This window comes from Spirillospora sp. NPDC047418, assembly GCF_040643275.1.
Lineage (GTDB): Bacteria > Actinomycetota > Actinomycetes > Streptosporangiales > Streptosporangiaceae > Spirillospora.
In genome coordinates this window covers 14,202-34,494 of the sequence record NZ_JBEYTW010000058.1, presented here as the reverse complement: position 1 = coordinate 34,494, position 20,293 = coordinate 14,202, and the positions used below count along the sequence as shown (strand labels likewise).

Genomic DNA, 20,293 nt, shown 5'->3' with positions numbered 1-20,293 from the left:
CCCGGTTCCCGGCCGGCGCCCGCCGGCCGGGCCGCCGATGAGGAGGCACCACCCCCCATGCCCCGTCGACGCACCGCCGCGGCCGCCGCCGCGGCCGCCCTCACCCTCACCGCCCTCACCCCCCTCGGCGCGCCGGCCTCGGCCGAAGCGCCCCGCGACCCCGTCAACCTCGCGCTGGACGGGACGGCGTCCGCGTCCAGCGTCGAACTCGACCGGGACTCGTTCGCGGCGTCCCAGGTCAACGACGGCGACACCGGCACCCGGTGGTCGTCGAAGTACGCCGACGACAACTGGGTCCAGGTCGAACTCGCCGCCGAGGCGAAGGTCGACCACGTCACGCTCGTCTGGCCGAACGCCTGCGCCCGCGACTTCGCACTCCAGACGTCCACGGACGGTGTCACCTGGACGACCGTGACCCGGTCGCAGCGCGACACCTGCCCCCGCACCGACACGATCGACGTCGGCGCGACCGCGAAGTTCGTCCGGATGCAGGGGTACGAGCGCTGGGCTTCGTACGGTTACTCGATCTCGGAGTTCCAGATCTGGGACCGTCCCGCCGTCCGGTCGCTCGGGCTCGTGCCGCGGCCGGTGTCGGTCGCCGAGACGGGCGGGCCCGGCTACCGGCTCGGCCCGGAGGCGTCCATCGCCGCGATCGGCGACGGCGCGCAGGCGCCCGCCGCCTACCTGGCGAAGGTGCTGCGGCCGTCCACCGGATACCGGCTGCCGGTCGTGCCGAAGCGGCGCGGCCAGGGGCAGATCGTCGTCAAGGTCGGCTCGGGGCTCGGTCCGTCCGGACGCCCCGAGGGCTACGACCTCAGGACGAACCCGGCGAAGGTCACCATCGAGGCGGCCACGGCGAACGGCGCGCTCAACGGCGTCCAGACGCTCCGGCAGCTCTTCCCGCAGTGGGTCGAGTCGCCGGCGAGGGTGCGCACGGCCTGGACGGTGCCGCAGGTCGCGATCAGCGACTACCCGCGCCTGGCGTACCGGGGCATGATGCTCGACGTCGCCCGCAGCTTCTACCCGGTGGACGAGGTCAAGAAGTACATCGACGCCGCCGCCCAGTTCAAGATCAACCGGCTGCACCTGCATCTGAGCGACGACCAGGGCTGGCGCATCGCGCTCGACAACCCGGCGGACAACCCGTCCGGGATCGACTATCCGAAGCTGACCTCTGTGTCCGGCGGCACCGCGATGACCCGCAACGACGCCGGGCAGCAGATGGGCACGGAACTCGGCGTGACCGGATTCTACACCAAGGCCGACTACCGCGAGATCGTCCGGTATGCGGGCGCCAGCGGCATGACCGTCGTCCCCGAGATCGACATGCCCGGCCACACCAACGCCGCGCTGCACGCGATCCCGCAGCTCAACAGCGCCGGGTCCAAGCCCGCGCGCGAGCCCGGCGAGACGACCGTCCCGGCGAACGGCACCCCGAACGTCGGCTACTCGTCCTTCGACGCCGCGAACCCGGCGACGTACGAGTTCACGAAGCAGGTCCTCACCCAGATCGCGGAGCTGACGCCCGGCCCCTACCTGCACATCGGCGGGGACGAGTCGCACAGCACCAGCCACGCCGACTACACGACGATGGTGGACGCCTTCACCGGCCAGGTGGACGCGCTCGGCAAGACGGTCGTCGGCTGGAACGAGACCGCCGGGACCTCGCTGCCGCAGGGCAACGCGGTCGTCCAGTTCTGGAACGGCAACCGGAACGCCGTCGCCAACGCGGTCACGTCGAGGGGCGCGAAGGTGATCCTGTCCCCGGCGGGCAACGCCTACGTCCCGCAGAAGCAGGACTCGCGGCAGCCGCAGGGCGGCACCTGGGCGTGCGGCGGGCCGTGCGGCCTCGACCGGCACTACGGCTGGGACCCCGGCACCTACATCCCCGGGATCCCCGAGGACAGCGTGCTCGGTGTCGAGTCGGCGCTGTGGGGCGAGTTCATCCGGCGCCTCCCGCAGGCGCAGTACTACAGCTATCCCCGGCTCATCGCGACCGCCGAGGTCGGCTGGACTCCGCAGGCCAAGCGCGACTACACCGGCTTCACCGACCGGCTCGCCGCGGTCGGCGGGCGGCTGACGCTCCAGGGCGTCAACTTCTTCCCGGCCGCCGGCGTCCCGTGGCCGGTGACCGCGCTCGGCGCCGACCGCACCGTCCCCACCGGCTCACCGGCCGGCGCCACCTGGACGGTCACGGCCCCCGCCGCGAGCGGGCCGACCGGCACCGTCCGGTGGAGCGACGGCGTCGAGGAGGACGTCACGCTCACCACGTCCCGTACCGCCAGCATCCCGGACATGCGCGGCAACGGCACCTTCACCGCCGTCTCCAACCGCACGTTCGGTGCGCCCGGGACCTACACCGCGACCCTCACGATCCGGCCTTCGTCCGGCCAGGCGCCCGTGGAAGCGCCACTGACCCTGACCGTCTCCTGAACCTGTGCGCGGGGACGGAAACCGTCGCCCGGCCCGTCCCCGCGCACGCTGGGAACCCATGAACCCGACCGAAACCCCCGCCTGCTGCGCCGCCTCTCGGAACGCGACGCCACTGCCTCAACCCGTCCTCACCCGCCGGGCGACCCGGCCCCTCACGGCGATGATCGCCCTGCCGGGCGGCACCTTCCGCATGGGCAACGAGGACGCCAACGCCAACCCCCACGACGGCGAGGGCCCGGTCCGCGACGTCCACGTGGGCCCCTTCAAGATCGACCCGCACACCGTCACCAACGCCGAGTTCGCCGCCTTCGCCGAGGACACCGGCTACCGGACCGAGGCCGAACACTACGGCTGGTCCTACGTCTTCAAGGGCCTGCTGACCCGGGACGTAGCGGACGCGGCCCCGTCCCCCGCCGGAACCCCCTGGTGGCGCGCCATCGAAGGCGCCGCCTGGAACCGTCCGGAAGGCCCCGGCAGCGACGTCCGCGACCGGGGGGCGCACCCCGTCGTCCACGTGTCCTGGAACGACGCCGCCGCGTACGCCGCCTGGGCGGGCAAGCGCCTGCCCACCGAGGCCGAATGGGAGTACGCCGCACGCGGCGGCCTCGACCAGGCCACCTACCCGTGGGGCGACGACCTCGACCCGGACGGCAAGACCCGCTGCAATATCTGGCGCGGCACCTTCCCCGACCACCACGACGACCGCCCCGGCCCTGTCGCCGTCGACACCTATGAACCGAACGCCTACGGCCTCTACAACACCGTCGGCAACGTCTGGGAATGGTGCGCCGACCCGTTCGCCTCGTCCGGCGGCGCGCGGGCGATGCGCGGCGGCTCCTACCTGTGCCACGACTCGTACTGCAACCGCTACCGGGTCGCCGCCCGCACCGGCAACACCCCCGACTCCAGCACCGGCAACACCGGCTTCCGCTGCGCCGCCGACGCCTGAGACCGGACGGTCAGCCGCCCGCCGCGGCCGGTGGCCGGCCTGCCTGCAGCGCGGTCAGCGCCTGCGCGGCCCGATGCCGCACCGCGGAGGAGAGCGCGGGTTCCGCACGGATCCGGGCGAGGACGTACTCCGGCTCGTCCCCGTGCGAGGCGATGATGTCGACCGCGTTGAGCCGGGTGCCGTCCGCGGTCTCGGGGGCGAGGACCAGCGCCAGCAGGTCACCGGTGAACTCGAGCTGGATGAGCAGCTCGGTGGCGGTGCGGCGCGCGTCGATCGTCGTCGCCGGGTCCGTGGCGAGCCCGGCGAGCAGCCGCGTCCCGCGCGGATCGTCCAGCCAGACCAGGAAGTGCGCGGCCCCGCGCCGCGTGTAGGAGTCGACGGAGCGGTCCTCGACGAGGGACACCAGCGTCTCCGTCCCGCGCGGCTCGCCGAGCCAGGACGCCTCCTCGGCCGCCCAGCAGCGCACCGTGTCGTCGTATCCGGGGTTCTCGGCCAGCTCCGCCAGCTCGCCCGCGGCCCCCTGCAGGGCGAGCGAGCCGATCGCCTCCCGGCGCCGGTCGAAGGCGACCCCGGGGTCGGTCGCGGTGGCCAGCAGGTCGCGCACCTTCTCCGGGTCGCCGAACTGGGCCAGCACGTACCGGATCGCCGCCCGCGTCTCGACCTCCGGCACCGTCGCGGACTCCTTGAGCTGGAGGCGGGCGCTGAGCGCGGGATCGGGCAGTTGCCGCGCTTCGCGCAGCCATCTCCGCTGCCGTCCGACGGCGTCGGCGTAGCCCTTCTCGGCCTGCCCGATCGAGCTGAGCCACCGTTTGGCGGCCTGCCGCTCCGAGACGGATCTGCGCACGTCGACGGCCATGCCCCGCAGCAGGTTCACGCCGCGGGGATCCCCCAGCCGATGCAGCGTCTCCGCTATCCGGCCGCGCACATTCCTGCTCTGCGCGGCGTCGCCCAGGAGCAGCAGGAGGACGTCGTTGCCGCGGTCGTCCCCAGAGCGGGCGATCACTTCGGCGGCATGGCAGCGGACGTTGATGTCCGTGCCGGAGTCATCGGCCAGCGCGTGCAGGAGGTGCAGGCGTTCGGCGACCACGGGCAGATGCCCTCCATCGCCACCCTGGGCTCGCTCTCCCGCGGCCGCCGCCTCGGCGAGAAGCGTCAGGCACAGTTGCGCACCGTTGGCATCGCCTTTCGGTGAACTCCGCACCCTGTTCCACTGCACCCCGGCGTGCAGCGACGTGCCCCTTGGGTCCCCCAGGGATTCCAGCGCCTTCGCCGCGGCCAGCCGCGGGCTCTTCGACGCGGGGGCGTTCCGGGCGAAGTCGGCCATCGCGTCCAGGCACCGGGGCAGCGGGACGAGGCCGTCCGAGCCGCCGCCCTCCTCGTCCAGCCACCGGGCCGGCCATCGCGACAGCGTGACGAAGAGTTCCTGCCAGGCCGCCTGCCGCCCCTTACCCGTGGGGGCAGGGCCTTTCTCAACGGCCGGCACCACGTCGGACGACAGGTCGGGATTGCGCACGGGATCCCGCTCCGCCGCGGCCATCATGTTCGCCACCCGGCGCCGCAGGACCTCGGGAACGGAGACGTCGTCGACGATCGCCTGGAAGTAGTCGGCGGCATCCGGCACGCCGAACAGCTCCAGCGACTCCGCCGCCGCGATCCTCATGTGCGGTTCGACATGCCGGTCCAGGACGATGGAACCGAGCACGTTCACGTGGTCGTCCCCGGTGGGCCCGTCCGCCCGGCCGTCCTCAATGCGCGCGTCCGGGTCTGCGGTCTTGGGCGCCGCCAGTGCCGCCAGCCCCGCCCTGGTCCTCATCCCGGCGAACAGGGCCAGCACCTGCTTGCGGGTGTCCGGTCCGGTGCTCGGATCCTTGGTGAGGGCGGCGAGCAGGCCGGGAAAACTCTGCTCGCCGTGCCGCGTCAGCGCCTCGAAGGCCCGCAGCCGAATCTGGACGTTCAGCGCCGTGTCCGCCGCGATGAGACGCAGCATGTCCGGCGCCAGCGGATAGCGCGCCAGGTCCACGTCGGCCGGCAGGGCGGCGGGCACGTCCGCGTCGAAGCCGTCATCGCCGAGCACCGCGCCGAGCAGGCTCGGGCCGCGGGGGTCGCCGTGCCGGACGAGTGCGCGCGCGGAAGCCTCCCGGACGGCCTGGGTCAGCTCCTCCGACTCCGCGATCCGCGCGAGGACGCCGGCGCCCTGCCCCCTGCCCAGTTCCAGCACGATGCGCTCGGTGGTCCGGCGGACCCCCATCCGGGCCACCAGCGCGTCGACGACGCCTTCGAGCAGGTCGGCGGCCCGCTCGTCCCCGAGGCGGTCCAGCGCGCCGAAGGCGTGGAGGCGGTCGTGGGCGTCGCGCTCGCCGTCACCGGCCAGCGCGGCGAGCCGGGCGGTCCCCCAGCCGTCGCCGAGTTCCGCCAGGACGACGGTCGCGCGGCGGCGGGTCTCCCGGGTCGCCGAGTCGGCCGTCGCCACCCGCCGGAGCTGGTCCCTCGCCCCGATCCAGGCCAGCAGATCCAGCGCCTGCCGGGCCGCGAACCCGCGGTCGACCGGGGTGGACGCGATCCGCTCCAGGGTCGGCGCCGCCGCGGCGGCCAGGCGCTCGTCGGTGACCACGCCGTCCTGGAGGAGCGACACGACGAACGCGCAGCCGGCGAGCCCGCCCTTCTCGGCGACGCCGCGCAGCGCGTTGAACATGCGGTCCCGGCCCGGCCAGAGGGCGATCAGGAACCTCATGAGCGAGTAGCGCCAGCTCGGCTGCCGCCACACCTCGGCGACGCCCGGCCAGGGCCGCTGCCACTCGTAGAAGAGCTGGTGGAAGGCCGCGAACGAACGGTCCTCGTCGGCTACGAGGGCGCGGGCCGCCAGGTAGTCGCAGATCGTGTCGTGTACGAAGACGAAGTCGCCGAGGCGTTCCGTCAGGAGCCCGCTGCGCCGCAGGATCCCCTTCAGGAACTCGCGCCAGCGCTTCTCCGGGATCGGCTGCGGCCGCGAGCCCCGCTCCCAGCCGACCAGCAGCTCCAGCGCGGGCTCGGCCGAGCCGTCGTGCCTGGCCAGGGCGAGCCGGCCGAGCAGGTCCGCCGAGCGGTCGAGCACGTCGGTCGCGGCCCGGACCGCCCGCGGGCCGTACGGCCGGAAGGCGGCCTCGGCCTGCTGGAAGATGCCGCGCTTGCCGTCCACGTACTGGGGCGCGGCCAGGGCCTGGGTGAAGTCCTCGTAGATGCCGGTGAGGCCGGTCGGCAGCGGACGGTCGAGATCGAGGGCGAGCAGCTGGCACAGCATCGTCGCCATCAGCGGCACGACCGCGATGCCCGCCAGCTTCGCCCGGTCGACCTCGTCGACCAGCCGCTGCGCGACCGCCGCCGGATCGTCCGTGCCCAGTTCGCCGAGCATGTGCTCGGCGAACCGCCGCAGCTGCCCGATGGTGAAGGGCTGGAGCTCGTACCGTCCGCTGATCCACGCGTCGTCCTGCTCCAGCTCCTGGAGCGACAGCGGCCTGGACGCGAGAACGAACCGGTAGAGGGACGCGTGCGGGCCGTTCGCGACGCCGGCGAGCTTCGCCAGGACGCTCCGCCGCGTCGCCAGGTCGACGATGTCGTCGAGCCCGTCGATGAACACCAGCCACCGCGCCCCGGGCACGGGTTCGGCCGCGAAGAACTCCGGCGGCCAGGAACTGACGATCCCGGCCGCGCTGAGGTCGGCCTCGACGCTCGCGGCGATCAACTGCGGGAGCGGCCGTGCGTCCGCCAGGTCGGTCGCCTGGACGCGCACCGGGATCCCGGTCCGGGGATCGTCGTCCAGCCAGGCCCGCGCCAGCTCTGTCAACCCCATGCGGAGGAGGCTGGACTTCCCGAGACCCGGGCCGCCGAAGATGATCGCGTGCGCATCGCGCTGGAAGATCTCGGCGGCGGGGATCGCGGTGTGGCCCTCCGGCATGGTCTCGTCCGGCATCGCCGCCTGTTCCATGTACACGTCGGCGAGGTCGGGGAGCCGGGCGGTACCGTCCGCGTCGGAGCGGGCGGGGAGCAGCGCCGCGCGGACGGCGGTCTCCAGGTAGTCGCGGAGCCGCGGCCCGGCATACCGCCACCCGCCGGCGGTGATCTGGTCGTCGGTCAGCGTGGCCAGCCACGCGGCGCCGCCGGGCCCGGGCGTCCGGTCCTGGGCGGCGGCCGCCTCCTCCGGGAGATGGCGGAGGATGTCCGCCGCCCCCGCCATGTGGGCGCTGCCGCGGTCGTTCGACATGCACATCAGCCCGCAGACCGCACCGGTACGCAGGTTGAGGACGGGGCTGCCGCTGTAGCCGCCCGAGACCGGGGTCCCGACGACGCGCTCCGGCTCCCAGTCCTCTTGATCGCCTTCGAGCCGCGATGCCCCGGCGTAATGAAGCGTGGCGGACTGCCCGCCCCGGAACCGGCCCGCCGGATGGCCGTAGGTGAGAAGGGGATCGCCCGTTTCGACCGCCGGAGCGAGCATCGCGTGCGCATTGTCAAGGGCCTTGGCGGACCAGAGAAAGGCCAGGTCCGGCCCGCCCGCGTCTTTGCCGATGTACCACGCCGGGACGGGGACCAGTTCGATCTTCTCCGCATTCCCGGGAACGGTGCCGAAGACGACTTCGGGCAGTTCGGCGAGCGTTTTCGCCACCACGTGCGCGCAGGTCGCCACGACGTGCGGCGCCACGAGGAAACCGGTGCCCAGCACCGGCTGTCCGGTGCTCGGCACCTCGAGTGAGACGACGGCTGAGCGCAGCAGGCGCTCGGTCGCCGCACTTCCCGTCATCTGTCTCAATCTACCGAAGCGGGCCGCGAACCCGAGCCCGGAAAAGCACGGAGAAAGGCGAAGGCGAACGCGGTCCGAAGCGGGCCTTCGGCGGCTCTACGCGCCGCTCGGAGGCCATGGCGGGACGTCCTCAAGATCGCCGAACGCCTCTGCGTACCAGGTGCGGGCGATCGGGTGGCGCCGCCAAGCCATCGTCATCACGTGACTCTGGAAGCAGCGCGCGAGTTGGACGCGGGTCTCGGCCGAGAGGCGGTAGCGGTCGGCGGCGACCTGCCGGAGCAGCCTCAGGAAGAGCGCGTCGCGGCCGAGTGTGTCGCCCACCGACCGACTGGCGAAGATCACTTCCGGCAGCGACAGGTAGAGGTCGTCGAGCGGGAGTCCGATGGGGTCGCTCGACGCGCACCAGAGTTCGAGGAACGCGTTGGTCGTCGACCGGACCTGCCCGTCCGCGCTGCCGAACGCCCTGGTCGCCCCCTGGCCGACGGCGTCCAGGTGCTCCACGACCGGGGTGAGCGCATGCCAGACGACATCGGTGTTCGCATCGCAGACGAAGTAGGAGTCCCGATGCAGATCTTCGATGTACTCCTGGCTCCAGCCGACCTCTCTGTAGTTGCGGAGGTCGTCGTACGTCCAGAGCGGGTCGATGCGCTCGGGGAGCCAGCGGTCCGTGACGCTGATCGACAGGTCTCTGGCGTCGTCCGTCCGGATGCGTTCGACCCGCAACGCGCGGGTCAGGCCCGGCCACCCGTCGCCGGTGAACTGCGACCGCCAGAGCAGGGCGTGCCTGCGCCACTCGGCGACCGGCTCGCGGGCGGCGGGGAACAGCTCCCGGGCGGAGACCGGCGACCACAGCAGCGCCGCCAGCAGGACGAGGTTGGCGGAGTACGCCGCGCAGCGGTGCGGGAGCCCGACCCGCTCCGGCCCGAAACCGTCCCGGTCCCAGCCGTCCCGGGTGTCCACCCGCTGCAGGAGGTCGATGACCACCCGGCACATCCGCTCCTTCTCCGCCGTGCCGAGGTCGGCCGCGAGATCGCCGAGGAACAGCCGGACGATGTTGTCGCGTCCGGTCAGCGGCGTGAACGACAGCAGCGCCGCCAGGAATCCGTCGTCGGTGGTCCGGCGGCTCCGCACCGCGCTCGCCGCCGCGAGCTCGTCCAGCTCGCGGACGACCAGCCGGGCGATCAGGAACTCCCCGAACGTCGCGTGCAGGAACTCCAGGGTGGTCAGGCGGCGCACCCCGACGGTCGCCTCCGACCGGTGGACGAAGAAGAACCTGCCGGCGACGATCTGGGCCGAGGTCAGTGGCTGCTGGAATCCCGCCTCCGCGGACGGGCCGGCGTCCTCCAGGCTCAGCGCCGCGAGATCGGCCGACAGTTCGTCCTCGGTGACCCATTGGCGCCCGCGGACGAACATCGAGAACGCGGTGACGGACAGGCGGAGAAGCTCCGCCTCGACGGCCGCGTCGAGCCGGTCGCCCGCGAGCGCGGGCTGCTCCTTGCGGACCTCCCGCTGCGCGAACCTGCGGAAGACGCGTTCGTAGAGGTCGCTCTCCCGCAGGCCCACCCCCGTCCCCGACACCCCGTTGTCCTCGGCGTCGTAGAGGGCGAGCAGGAGCAGGAGCAGCGGCTGCCTGGCCAGGTCGCTCTGGGCGAGCGCCGCGTGCGGGCTGAGCGGGCGCAGCCCCCGCGCGGCCAGCCGGTCGGCGTTGTGGTCGCTCCAGACCGCCAGCCACGCGGCCACCTGTGCGTCGTCGAAGCTTTCGAGCTTCACCACGGCCAGCTTGGAGAAGGGGATGCGGGCGCGGTCGGCGACCGCGGTGCGGCTGGTCACGATCACCGCCACCGGACGTCCCTGGTCGGCCTCCCGCTCCTGGAACCGCGCGACCTGCTCCAGGTAGTCGCTCTGGCCGATGCCCGTGGCCTGCAGGAGTTCGTCGAACCCGTCGAAGAGGACGACCGGGAGCGCCCCACCGGCGGACCGCGCGAGATCCGGCCAGCTCAGGCGCTCACCGGTCGCCGCCCGCACCGCCGCCTCGATCTGCGACTGGACGTCGGTGTCGGCCGGCACCTCCCGCAGCGGAACCCGCACGGTGAGGAAGTCCGCGGCGGGCAGGCGGGCCGCCATCACCTTGGTGAGCAGGGACTTGCCCGAGCCCGGCTGCCCGAGGACGAGCAGCGGCCGCTCGGCGGCCTGCGGCGAGGTCAGGAACCCGGCGAGGAACCCCTGGAAATCGGTGCGGACGGGCACCTCCGTCCACCACGACTCCTGGTCGAGCGGCGCCCCGGCCACCACCCCGCCGTACCGGAAGCGGGGGTTCAGGTACGCCGCGCCGAGCACGGGAACGACGACACCGTCGGCGGGATCGCTCGGCACGATCGGACGGTCCAGGACCCGCTGGTGCCCGCGCGCGAGGGCGAGGCGCCGGTCGTCGGGCGCTCTCCCGGAGGCGATGCCGTCAAGGAGGCGTCCGAGACCGGCGAGACCGGTCCGAAGGTCTTCGAGTTGCACGCGGGTCGCGTCATGCTGCAGCCGGTTCGTCCAGAAGGCGACCTCCGGAAAGTCGGCGGCCAGCCGCCGCAGCAGTTCCTCATAACGGCGGATAGCCCGCGCGGGCACCTGCTCCCGCAGTACCAGCCGGAGGCCGTCGCGGCCCGGCTCGTCCAATCCGTCCCAGACCGCCAGTACTTCCAAGTAGTCGATCAGGGCGTCTGCGAAACCCGCATAGACGTCCTCGAGCATTCGGACGTTATATTCCGGCTGAGGCCCGGTGGCGAGGATCCCGACAAGGTTCCGCAAACGCGCCGACGACTCACTCTGCCCGGTGACGCTCGCTATCTGGGAAGCCCGGTCGAGCTTCAACTCGTCCATCTCGAAAGGCAGCCGCACCTCGTGCAGCGCCTCGAAGAACGCCGTCATGACGATCACCGAGTGCGCCGCCTGCAGCCGTTCGGTGCGCTCGAAGCGTCCGAGCCCGCCGAGACGTCCGGAAAGGCCGCTGACGAGCTGCCCGCTGAGCCGGGCCAGTTCCCCTTTGGCGTCGAAGAGACTGAGCGCGAGTTCGCTGCCGCCACCGGTCGCCGCCAGCAGCAGCCCGCCGGTGAGCCGATCGAGCGCCGCCACGACCGGGCTGCCGTTACCGCCACCGCACCGCATCCGCGTAAGTCAACTACTCGGCCCTGCAGGGACCGGGCTTGCTCGTTCGGTCCTGGGGGCTTTGTTTGCGCTCCCGACTGCCCGTTACGGTGGGGCGGTCACGGGTCGCATCCACCAGCCCTCGCACTAGGTGGGGGCGGTTTTGGCATGTTGACGAATACCCACGCCGAGCGTGCGCGGTCGCGCACGTTGACCCCGGCGACGACGTCGGCGGGCCCAGCGAGACCGCACCGGCGACATTCAAAGTGGTCCCGCGTGGGACGGTTGTTCCTGGCGGTGTGTCCGCAGCGCGGGCAGCGCTGCGAGGTGTAGGCCGCATCCACCTCGATCAACGGCACACCGGCGCGGCGGGCCTTGTAGGCGATGAACTGCCCGAGTTGGTGGAAGGGCCAGGACGACAGGCGTGCCCGCTGGTCGCGTGGAACCGTGACCCGTCCGCGGATCCCACTCAAGTCCTCGAGTGCGATGCCGCGTCCGGTGCGTGCCGCGACGGCGACGACCTGCTTGGAAATCGTGTGGTTGACATGCCGGGCGTGCCGCGCCTCGCGGCGGGCCCGCTTCTTCAGCAGCCGGGCCGCCGATCGGGTGCGGGTGGCTTGGAGTTCGGCGCGTTTGCGGGCCTGCCACCGCCGGTACCGGCCCAGCCGACGCCCTTGGTGGTTGTCGCCGTCGGAGGTGGTGGCCAGGTTGACGATGCCGCGGTCCACCCCCACCCAGTCGGCCGGCTCGAACACCGGCGGTTCGGGAACCTCGCAAGTGGCCAGCAGAAACCACATCCCGTCCCGGTACACCAGATCCGATTCGCCCCTCCGGTGATCAGCCAGCATCGTGGCCTGCTCGGGAGAGCAGGCGAACCGCAGGTTCCTGCACCGCCCCGCCGTGGTCCAGATGCTGACCGTGCCCGCGTCCAACTGCCACGACAGGCACCGGTCGTCGAAGGTGTGCGCGGCGTCCGGCCGGAACGCGATCGGTTTGGACTCGGCCTTGCGGCGTCTTCGAGATGCCGGGCCGCCGAGACGGCCGTTGCGGATGGTGCCGCGCAGGGCGGTGTAAGCGTCTACGACCCGCTTGATCACGTGCTGGGCGGCCTGAGCGCCCAGCCCGGCCGCTTTGAGATCGCCGTAACACAGCCTCCGCAAGGGCAGTTCACGGCAGCGCAGCCCGAACTCTGCGAAGGCCACGGCCGAGACCTGGTCGGCGGCGGTGTTGACCCGATGCAGAGTGTCGGCCAGTGCCGCCGCCTGCTCGGGCGTCGGCAGCAGCTTGACCTGCACCACCAATTTCACAATCCGTGACTGTATCATTACAGAATCTAGGTTGTCTTGAGGGCGGAACCCGCCGGCGCCGGGGCGCCGCGTACGAGGGAAGCGATTCCTCCCGGCCCTGAAGGACCGTGGTTCCTCGCTAGAAGCTTGCTGAACTGCGACCGCATCCACGCTCCACTCGCCCCGGGGTTCCTCACCCTACGGGCCGGCCCGGACGCCGGTCAGGCCGTCACGGCAAGCACGAGGGAGGCGATGGCCAGCGCGAGGTAGGCACCGGGAAAGGCGATGTTGTAGAAGACCCGGGCCCGTACATGCGCGGCGACCGCGATGACGAAAAAGGCCACGAGCCCGGCCGCCGCGGCGATGCCGATGACATCGAGTCCGAGCAGCCCCAGGACGAGCCCTGCCGCACCGGCCCCCTTCAGCGCGGCCAGCAGCGGCAACGACGCACGCGGCACACCCACCTCGGCCGAGTTGGCGAGGACGAACTCCGCCTTGGCCAGATCGGCGACGACGATCGCGGCATTGATCGCGACCGTAACGCTGGTGACGACGACGTAAGCGATGAACACTGTCACCCCTCGATATGCAGCAACGCCAGCCGCCGAGGATCGGCGATGACGTCGTAATGGACGATGAGACCGTCGACAATGTGGAAGACCAGAACGGCGAGCGGCCCCGCCCCCACCGCGATAGCCGGCCGCCCATCAACAAGGACCAGTCGGGCCCGCCGAGCGGCGGCACGCATAGCACCGGTCTCCTCGATCACGGCCCTTCTCCCGTGGACGCGCTGCGAGCCCCCCGGGCGGAGAATCTGCGGGTCGGCCGTCCTCGTCACATCCGGATGCAGGACCTCCACAAGGCCATCGATATCGCCCTGCTGAGCGGCCTTCATGAAAGCGCGCACAACTCGATGGGCCTCGCTGGACTCGACGTCCGGCCATGCGGAATGCCGAACTCGTCCCCGGGCCCGGCTGGCCAGTTTCTTGGCCGACCCCGCGGTCGTGCCCAGAATGCGGCCGATCTCCTCGAAGGGCGAACCGAACACGTCGTGCAGGATGAGCGCGACCCGTTGCGGAGGCGTCAACTCCTCGACCACCACCGTGAAGGCCGCGGTCAGCTCGGCCGCGAGCAGCGCGACCTCCGCAGGGTCCTCCCCACCGGCGGCCTCCGGAAGATCCTCGGGCTGCCGGGGGTATTCACGGGACCGCCGCAGCAGATCCAGGCACAATCGCGTCACCACGGTCGTCAGCCACGCCTGCGTATTGCGGATCTCCTCGACGTCGGCACGGACATACCTGGTCCACGCCTCCTGCACAACATCCTGCGCGTCGGCGTCCGACCCGAGAATGCGAAACGCCACCGCCACCAGACGCAACCGCTCCCGCCCAAAAACCGCACCCCGCTCACCCTCATCCGCCGCCACGCCGCCTCCCCCTTCCGGTAGTCCACCCCCCAGACGCACCAAACCCGCAAAAGGTGACCCACGAGCAGCAACACACGCCGCCCACCACACCCCCCGTCCGCGGCGTTACGGAGCGGGCCACTAGCAGCTACTGATGCACTCCCATGCCGACCATGCCGACGCGAGCAGCAGAAGAAGGACCTCCTCGACCGCCTCTAGGAGCCCCTGCCGGGTACGGCCGGCGCTCGCGCGTGATCTAAGCGAGTTCGAGGCCGCCGTCGATGGTGAGGGTCTGGCCGGTGAGCCACGTCGCGGTCGGGTCGGCCAAGCGCAGGATCCACGCTGCGACCTCGGCGGGTTCGCCCCGGCGGCCCAGCGGGATGCGGGCGGTCTCCTCGGCCTTGATCTGGGCGATGGCCTGCTCGTCGAGTCCGGCCGCGGCCAGTGCCCCGCTCTCGGTGGGGCCGGGGGCGAGGGCGTTGACGCGTACCCGGTCGGCGGCCAGTTCGACCGCCCAGCAGCGGGTGAGGTGTTCCAGGGCCGCCTTGGACGCGGCATAGTGCGCGGCGCCCGGCAGGGGCCGGTGGCCGTAGGTGCTGGAGATGTTGACGATCGAGCCGGTGCTGCGGCGCAGGTGCGGCAGGGCGGCCTGGGCGAGCAGGCTGGGCGCGGTGACGTTGAGGTCGAACAGTTCCCGGACGCCGGCGTGGGTGGTGTCGGCCAACGCCATCACCTTGGTGGCGCCGGCATTGTTGACCAGGACGTCCACCTGGCCCCACCGTCCGACCGCGGCGTCGATCACCTGCCGAGCCGTCTCGGGCGCGCGCAGGTCCGCCGCGTGGACGGCGACCTCCTCGTGCCCGGCGGCGGTCTCCTCCAGCGCTTCAGGGCGCCGCCCGACACCGAGCACCCGGGCTCCGGCGCCGGCGAAGGCGCGTGCGGCGGCGCGGCCGATACCCGATCCCGCACCCGTGACGACGATCACCCTTCCGGTGAAGTCGCCATGCGGCCGACCCGTCATGCACCCTCCTTTGTTCGATGTTCGTAGAACGTCGAACAAGCTACCATCGTGCCCATGAAGCAGGCACGGCATCCCGAACCGGACGAGATCACTCTCGTCGCGGTGCTGGGGGCGCTCAGCGACCCGATCCGGGTCGGCCTGGTACGGGTGCTGTCCGATGGCCGCGAGCGGGGATGGGGCGAGTTGCGCGCTCCGGTCGCCAAATCGACGCTGAGCCACCACCTCCGGGTGCTGCGCGACGCCGGCCTCACCCGCACCCGCCAAGAGGGCACCCGCTGCTTTGTCGAACTGCGCCGCGGCGACCTGGACGTCCGCTTCCCCGGCCTCCTCGCCGCCGTCCTCGACGCGGCCCACAACGACGACGTCGGCGCCCACGTCCACACGGACGGCTGAAACGCCCCTGAGAGACCACACCGCCGATTCGAGGATGCTGCCGCAACTGATGGAGCAGCGCCCACACCGAGCGGCCAGTGAGCACGGTGATGCTGAATTTGCGGGTTCAGCTCCGTGACCGACTCTGGCCGGGGCAAGGTAAGCGAAGTAGGGGAGGCGCGACCATTACTGCATGAGGAGACGGGTGCTGACGTGGAGCGGGGGAAACGTCGCTGCCGCAGCTTCGGTGGGGCTGGCGTGGCATTTCGCGGCGGTGGGCCTGGACAAGGCTGACAAGCTGGCCAGTGTCACCGGGATTATCGTCGGGTTGGCGGGCTTGGGCGTCGCGATCTATGGCGCCTCGTCCAGCAGAGCGACCGATGAGGTCGCGCGGTCGGGCCAGCGTGTCGAGGGAACGACGGTCGGCGGCAGTGTCACCCAGATCCGCGGCGTAGGTGGGAGCGTGCGTATCGGCAACGCGCCCGCATCGCCACATCCGACACGTGCTCCCGGCGGTGTCGCACCGGCATCGGGCCCTGGCGGGCAATCGGTGGTCGAGTCCCAGGTATCCGGCGATGTGACCCAAGTAGAAGGAGTCGGTGGTGACGTTGACGCGGACCGATGAGGGCGCTCCAGGGAGCCTGACCCGGGCGGGTGCGCGTTGACCGACCCGCCGAGTCCCCCGGAAGACGAGCCGACACCGGTTCAGGGCGTCTATCGCAGCGATGTGGCGGACAGCGTCTTCCAGGTCAAGGACGTCGGCGGAGACGTGAACATCAACACGCGGTCAACCGGGCACAACCATTCGCCGCCTGGACGGCTGACCTTCCTCGCCAATCCGAACTTTCTGGGCGCAGTGGCCTTCGCCGCCCTTGTAGCCATTGTCATCCCCGGTGCATTCTATGTGCGGGAAAAGCTGGCCGACGATCCTAGCCAGCCCGAGCTCGGCATCTCCGCTCCGTCGAAGACGAACGTCCCGGCGCCGAAAATCGAGATCGTCGACATGCTGGTCGACACACCGAAGGTAGGCGGAGAACCCGTCTCCCTGGACATAAAGTTACTCAATTCGGGCAGTCGGCGAAGCGTGATCAAGCGGGCACTGGTCAGTATCCGAAAATTCTCGCTCATCGAAGTGTGCTTCAGCCAGGGCGGCGGACTCGACGTATCCGCAACATACGGCCTCACCATGCCCGTCCACCCAACGCCGGGACAAGAGATGGAAGTCCCGCTCAGTCAAGAGATAGGGCCGGACGAAGCCGACAGATTCAAACTCGACCTGAGGCTGCCGAAAGCCGCCATGCAGGTAGGCCGCAACCTGGACGGAGGTAGGCTGTTCGTTTATCACATCGGAGTGGATCTGGTTCGAGACAGGGAGAGCAAGAAGGTCAACGCAGGCGAGGCGGTCATAGCACTGCCCGGCCCAATCTCAGCATATCGGCAAGAATTTTTCCTCACTAAAGAATTCACCCGGCACCCGAACCGATACGATTCCTACCACCCCACCCCCCAAGAGATGTCGAAGATCAGACAATGTCTGGCGTCGAACAACGCCATCCTGCATTACTTCATGGCCGTCAACGGAGCCAAGCCCACCTGGTTTTCGGAAATCCAGTCCTATCTCATCGACCAGTGAGCACCATTAGCCAAAGCACAAAACGGCACCGGGGAGGGAACGATGCTGTTCAGGCGTGAGGTTCTTGAGGGGATCGCGGGCGGGCGGGTCGACCGGGTGTTCCGGGTGTGGGCCGAGCCCCGGGTCCGCGCGGGGAGTACCCAGCGCACCTGGGTGGGGGTCATCGTCATCGACTCGGTCACGGTCGTCACGCCCGAGGAGATCACCGAGGAGGACGCTCTCCGTTCGGGTTTCACCAGCCGCGCGGCGCTGCTCACGGCCCTGTCCAAGAGCCGCAAGGAGGGCGCGTACCACCGGGTCATGCTCCACCTAAGCGGCCCCGATCCACGATCGGAACTGGCCGCGAACGACGACCTCACCGATCAGGAACTGGCCGATCTCAAAACCGCCCTGGACGCCGTCGACGCCCGCAGCCGCCGCGCCCCCTGGACCCGCGAGGTCCTTCGCCTCATCGAAGAACACCCCGGCCTGCGCGCCCTGGACCTGGCCGAACACTTGGGCCGCGACAAACTCCCTTTCAAGGCCGACGTCCGCCGCCTCAAAGCCCTCGGCCTCACCGAAAGCATGGAGACCGGCTACCGCCTCTCCCCCCGCGGCAAGGCCCTCATGGCTTACCTACGCTCTTTGAGCGAATGATCCGTTCCGGACGCGGCTATTAGCGCTTTGGCGCACTTCGATGACAAGGTCTCCGGCTTGGCCTGGACACGACGCCGCGCCGGAAGCGGCCAGGTACCGCGAACGGGGCTATCGGACGGATGGCGGCAGTTAGAGTTCCGTCCGTCTTGTACGTGTTGACGGTCGGGGGTGCTGTGGTCGAGGTTCCGGATGCCGTGCTCGACGGGTTGGCCGGGCCGGTCGCCGCGGCGATTCCGCTGGTCGTCGCCCGTACTCCGCAGGGGCCGGCGGCCGAGTTCGGCCGGTTGCGGGCGACCGCCGATGGCCTGTGGCCGATCCGGGGGGCGGCCATCGGGCATGGGGCTGTGGGTCAGTTCCAGTCCGGAGGTCGGCCCGGAATGGGCGATTCACCCGTCCGGGACGCGCTCGGCTCGTTGCCACCGTTGCTGGTCGAACGCGTGCTCGGCGCGCTGGAACTGACCGTGCCGGAGCTGGACCTGGTCGGCATCCCGGATCTGACCGGCCTTCTCGGGGAGCCGTTCACCGGCAACTTCGCTGTGATGACCATGGGCGGGACGAGCGAGGCGGTCAACGGGGCGGCCATGCTGGACCAGGTCCGGCCGGGCGCGGTGCCGCTGGTCGCCACTCTGGCCCGTCGGCTGACCACCCACCCCCGCGTGGCCGTCCTGCTGGAGGTCGATCCGGGGATCGCCGACGAGCAGCGGATAGCCGCGGCGCATGGGACGGCACGGCTTGCGCTGGCAGTGTCCACTGCCGCCGCCGTCCTGCGCCGGGTGGGCGTCCAGCCCTGGGCCTTCGAACCTCCGGCGGTGCTCGGCGTCGCGATGGGCACCGCGGCACTGCTGCTGCGCGAAGCGTCGATGCCGCCAGGCTACGCCGCCGCAGTGCTCGCCAAGGCGCGGGCGGACTACTCGCTGCCCTCGATGTCGTCCGGGTCGGCGCCGGTGTCGGGGCACCGGTTCGCGCTGCTGGAGGACGGTGCCGTCCCGGACGCCGACTTCGGCGGCAACGGCCTGGTCGCGGTCGTTGCGGGCGGCGCGGTGATCCGCACCGGTACCGAGACCGGAAACGTCCGGATCCTGTTGAGCGTCCTGAAGGGGCCGCCGCAGGACGTCGCGACCGACTGGGACGAGATCGTCGAGGTCAGCTGGCGGGCGTCCGCCGGCGCCGCCTCGGTGGTCGGAGCCCAGGCGGTCGAGTGGCAACTGCGCAGGGCCACCCCGCCCTGGCCGGGCGACTACCGGCTGCGGGTCCACGCCCGCAGCCGGGACGACGCCGACGGGACCGAGAGCTACCAACTGATGGTGTGGGAGGCGCCCGCCGCACCCGAGACCGTCTACGCCCGTACCGACCGGCTCGGCCACCGGCTGCGCGGCGAGCCGGAACCGGTGCGTCCCGAACTGCCCGAAACCAAGTACCGGTGGCTGGAGCGCAGCTCCCTGTCCGTGGCCGCGACGGTCACGGTGGTGACCGGTGCGGACATCGCGGACGTCCTGCGCGCCTTCAACGCCGACCCGGCCCGCCCGGAGTCGCTGCGGGGCATCAACGAAGACCTCATGCACCGGCGGTCGATTGATCCCTGGGTCGCGGTGCTGGACATCGGCGGCGCCGTACTCGCCGTGGAGTACGACGGCTGGCAGGGCTCGACCGAGCCCGTCCTGACCCGGGCATCCGCCGGTGGACGGGCCGCGAGCATGTACTGGAACGTCAATGCGCTGACCCGTCTGTCGTTCGCCGAGCACGGCGAAGTCCTGCTGTCGGAGGAACCTCTCGGCGGCCTGGACGCGCCACCGCAACTCGCCGCGACACTCGCCGACCTCGACTTCGCCGACTTCCACCGCGGCACGGACATGATGGGCCTGGTGGCGGTGCAGCGGTTCACCGGCCACGGCATCACCGCCGACGACCTGGCCCGCATCGAAGCCACCGACATAGCCTTCCGGATCGTGCCGGACCTGCCCCCGCTGTACGCGAGCCGTCCGAGACCCGGCAACCCGCTCGGCCCCGCCGCCGAAGCACTGACCGGGCTACCCGAACCGGCCCTGCGGGACCTGGCCTGGTGGGCCGCCGCTCAAGCAACCCACTACGCGGGGCTCGACGAAGACCCCGACATCACCGCCAGCATCGCCGCCCGCACCCTGACCCCCGAGGCACACCTGCGCGCCCGCCGTTCCCAACTCCACGACGGCGAACACCGCTGGGCATGGCTGGCCCTGCACCACGCGACCAACCCCGACGCGCTCGCCGCAGCCACCGACACCATCGAAGCGGCCCGCTACACCGCCGGCCCCCACGCAGCCACCCTGATCACCAACACCCAGGCCCAAATCACCAACCCCACCACGCCCTAACCACCACCGCCGAGCCACGTACCGTTCTCACCGCGGCCTTGGCGGGAGGGGACGGCTGCCCCTGCGGGTTCGGCGAGTTGGACCTGGTGGCCGACAGGGGCCCTGGCCGCGGAGCGTGACCAGTCCGATCGGGTCCACCGTGCGTCAGTTCTGAGCCCCGTCCACGGCCGCGTAGTGGAGGCGCAGCTTGTGTGCGGCGAACACCGGGCGCCGGACCCCGGTCATTACCGCGTCGGGTGTGTCGAGCGGTGCCGTCCGGGTGGGCTCTGCGGACGGAGATCACGGCCTCTCCCGCTACCCGCGG

Annotated in this window: 13 protein-coding genes; 7 read left to right on the top strand and 6 right to left on the bottom strand. The window is 71.2% G+C overall.

Going from position 1 to position 20,293, the window contains the following annotated elements; all coding sequences use genetic code 11:
* Positions 1-57 precede the first annotated feature (57 nt).
* The gene (locus ABZ806_RS29515; RefSeq protein ID WP_500220684.1) at positions 58-2,433 is read left to right on the top strand and encodes a family 20 glycosylhydrolase; all 2,376 of its coding nucleotides are present in this window, start codon (positions 58-60) and stop codon (positions 2,431-2,433) included.
* A gap of 58 nt (positions 2,434-2,491) precedes the next feature.
* Complete coding sequence (locus ABZ806_RS29510; RefSeq protein ID WP_500220683.1) at positions 2,492-3,382, top strand: formylglycine-generating enzyme family protein; 891 nt, start codon at positions 2,492-2,494, stop codon at positions 3,380-3,382.
* Between the two features lie 10 nt (positions 3,383-3,392).
* On the opposite strand, the gene ABZ806_RS29505 is transcribed toward ABZ806_RS29510, so the two are convergent.
* The 6 genes from ABZ806_RS29505 to ABZ806_RS29480 form a co-directional block, all read right to left on the bottom strand.
* Complete coding sequence (locus tag ABZ806_RS29505) at positions 3,393-8,153, bottom strand: HEAT repeat domain-containing protein (protein WP_500220682.1); 4,761 nt, start codon at positions 8,151-8,153, stop codon at positions 3,393-3,395.
* Positions 8,154-8,249: 96 nt separating this feature from the next.
* Positions 8,250-11,306, bottom strand: coding sequence for an NACHT domain-containing protein (locus ABZ806_RS29500; RefSeq protein ID WP_500220681.1), 3,057 nt, complete (start codon positions 11,304-11,306; stop codon positions 8,250-8,252).
* A 98-nt stretch (positions 11,307-11,404) separates the two neighbouring features.
* Complete coding sequence (locus ABZ806_RS29495) at positions 11,405-12,592, bottom strand: RNA-guided endonuclease InsQ/TnpB family protein (RefSeq protein WP_500220680.1); 1,188 nt, start codon at positions 12,590-12,592, stop codon at positions 11,405-11,407.
* A 200-nt stretch (positions 12,593-12,792) separates the two neighbouring features.
* Positions 12,793-13,143, bottom strand: coding sequence for a DoxX family protein (locus ABZ806_RS29490; RefSeq protein WP_500220679.1), 351 nt, complete (start codon positions 13,141-13,143; stop codon positions 12,793-12,795).
* A gap of 2 nt (positions 13,144-13,145) precedes the next feature.
* Positions 13,146-13,997: a sigma-70 family RNA polymerase sigma factor gene (locus ABZ806_RS29485; RefSeq protein WP_500220678.1), complete on the bottom strand. Its 852-nt coding sequence runs from the start codon at positions 13,995-13,997 to the stop codon at positions 13,146-13,148.
* A gap of 235 nt (positions 13,998-14,232) precedes the next feature.
* Complete coding sequence (locus tag ABZ806_RS29480; RefSeq protein ID WP_500220677.1) at positions 14,233-14,997, bottom strand: SDR family NAD(P)-dependent oxidoreductase; 765 nt, start codon at positions 14,995-14,997, stop codon at positions 14,233-14,235.
* Between the two features lie 54 nt (positions 14,998-15,051).
* On the opposite strand from ABZ806_RS29480, the gene ABZ806_RS29475 reads away from it, so the two are divergent.
* The 5 genes from ABZ806_RS29475 to ABZ806_RS29455 all read left to right on the top strand — a co-directional run bounded on the left by ABZ806_RS29475 (position 15,052) and on the right by ABZ806_RS29455 (position 19,989).
* Entirely contained in the window at positions 15,052-15,390 is a 339-nt protein-coding gene (locus ABZ806_RS29475; protein ID WP_500220676.1) for an ArsR/SmtB family transcription factor, read from the top strand.
* A gap of 184 nt (positions 15,391-15,574) precedes the next feature.
* Positions 15,575-15,994 (top strand): hypothetical protein, encoded by a 420-nt coding sequence (locus tag ABZ806_RS29470; protein WP_500220675.1) that lies wholly within the window; start codon positions 15,575-15,577, stop codon positions 15,992-15,994.
* Between the two features lie 36 nt (positions 15,995-16,030).
* Complete coding sequence (locus ABZ806_RS29465) at positions 16,031-17,002, top strand: hypothetical protein (protein ID WP_500220674.1); 972 nt, start codon at positions 16,031-16,033, stop codon at positions 17,000-17,002.
* Between the two features lie 42 nt (positions 17,003-17,044).
* Positions 17,045-17,638: an ASCH domain-containing protein gene (locus ABZ806_RS29460; RefSeq protein WP_500220673.1), complete on the top strand. Its 594-nt coding sequence runs from the start codon at positions 17,045-17,047 to the stop codon at positions 17,636-17,638.
* 377 nt (positions 17,639-18,015) lie between these two features.
* Positions 18,016-19,989: a DUF6461 domain-containing protein gene (locus ABZ806_RS29455; protein WP_500220672.1), complete on the top strand. Its 1,974-nt coding sequence runs from the start codon at positions 18,016-18,018 to the stop codon at positions 19,987-19,989.
* The last annotated feature ends 304 nt before the right edge of the window (positions 19,990-20,293 follow it).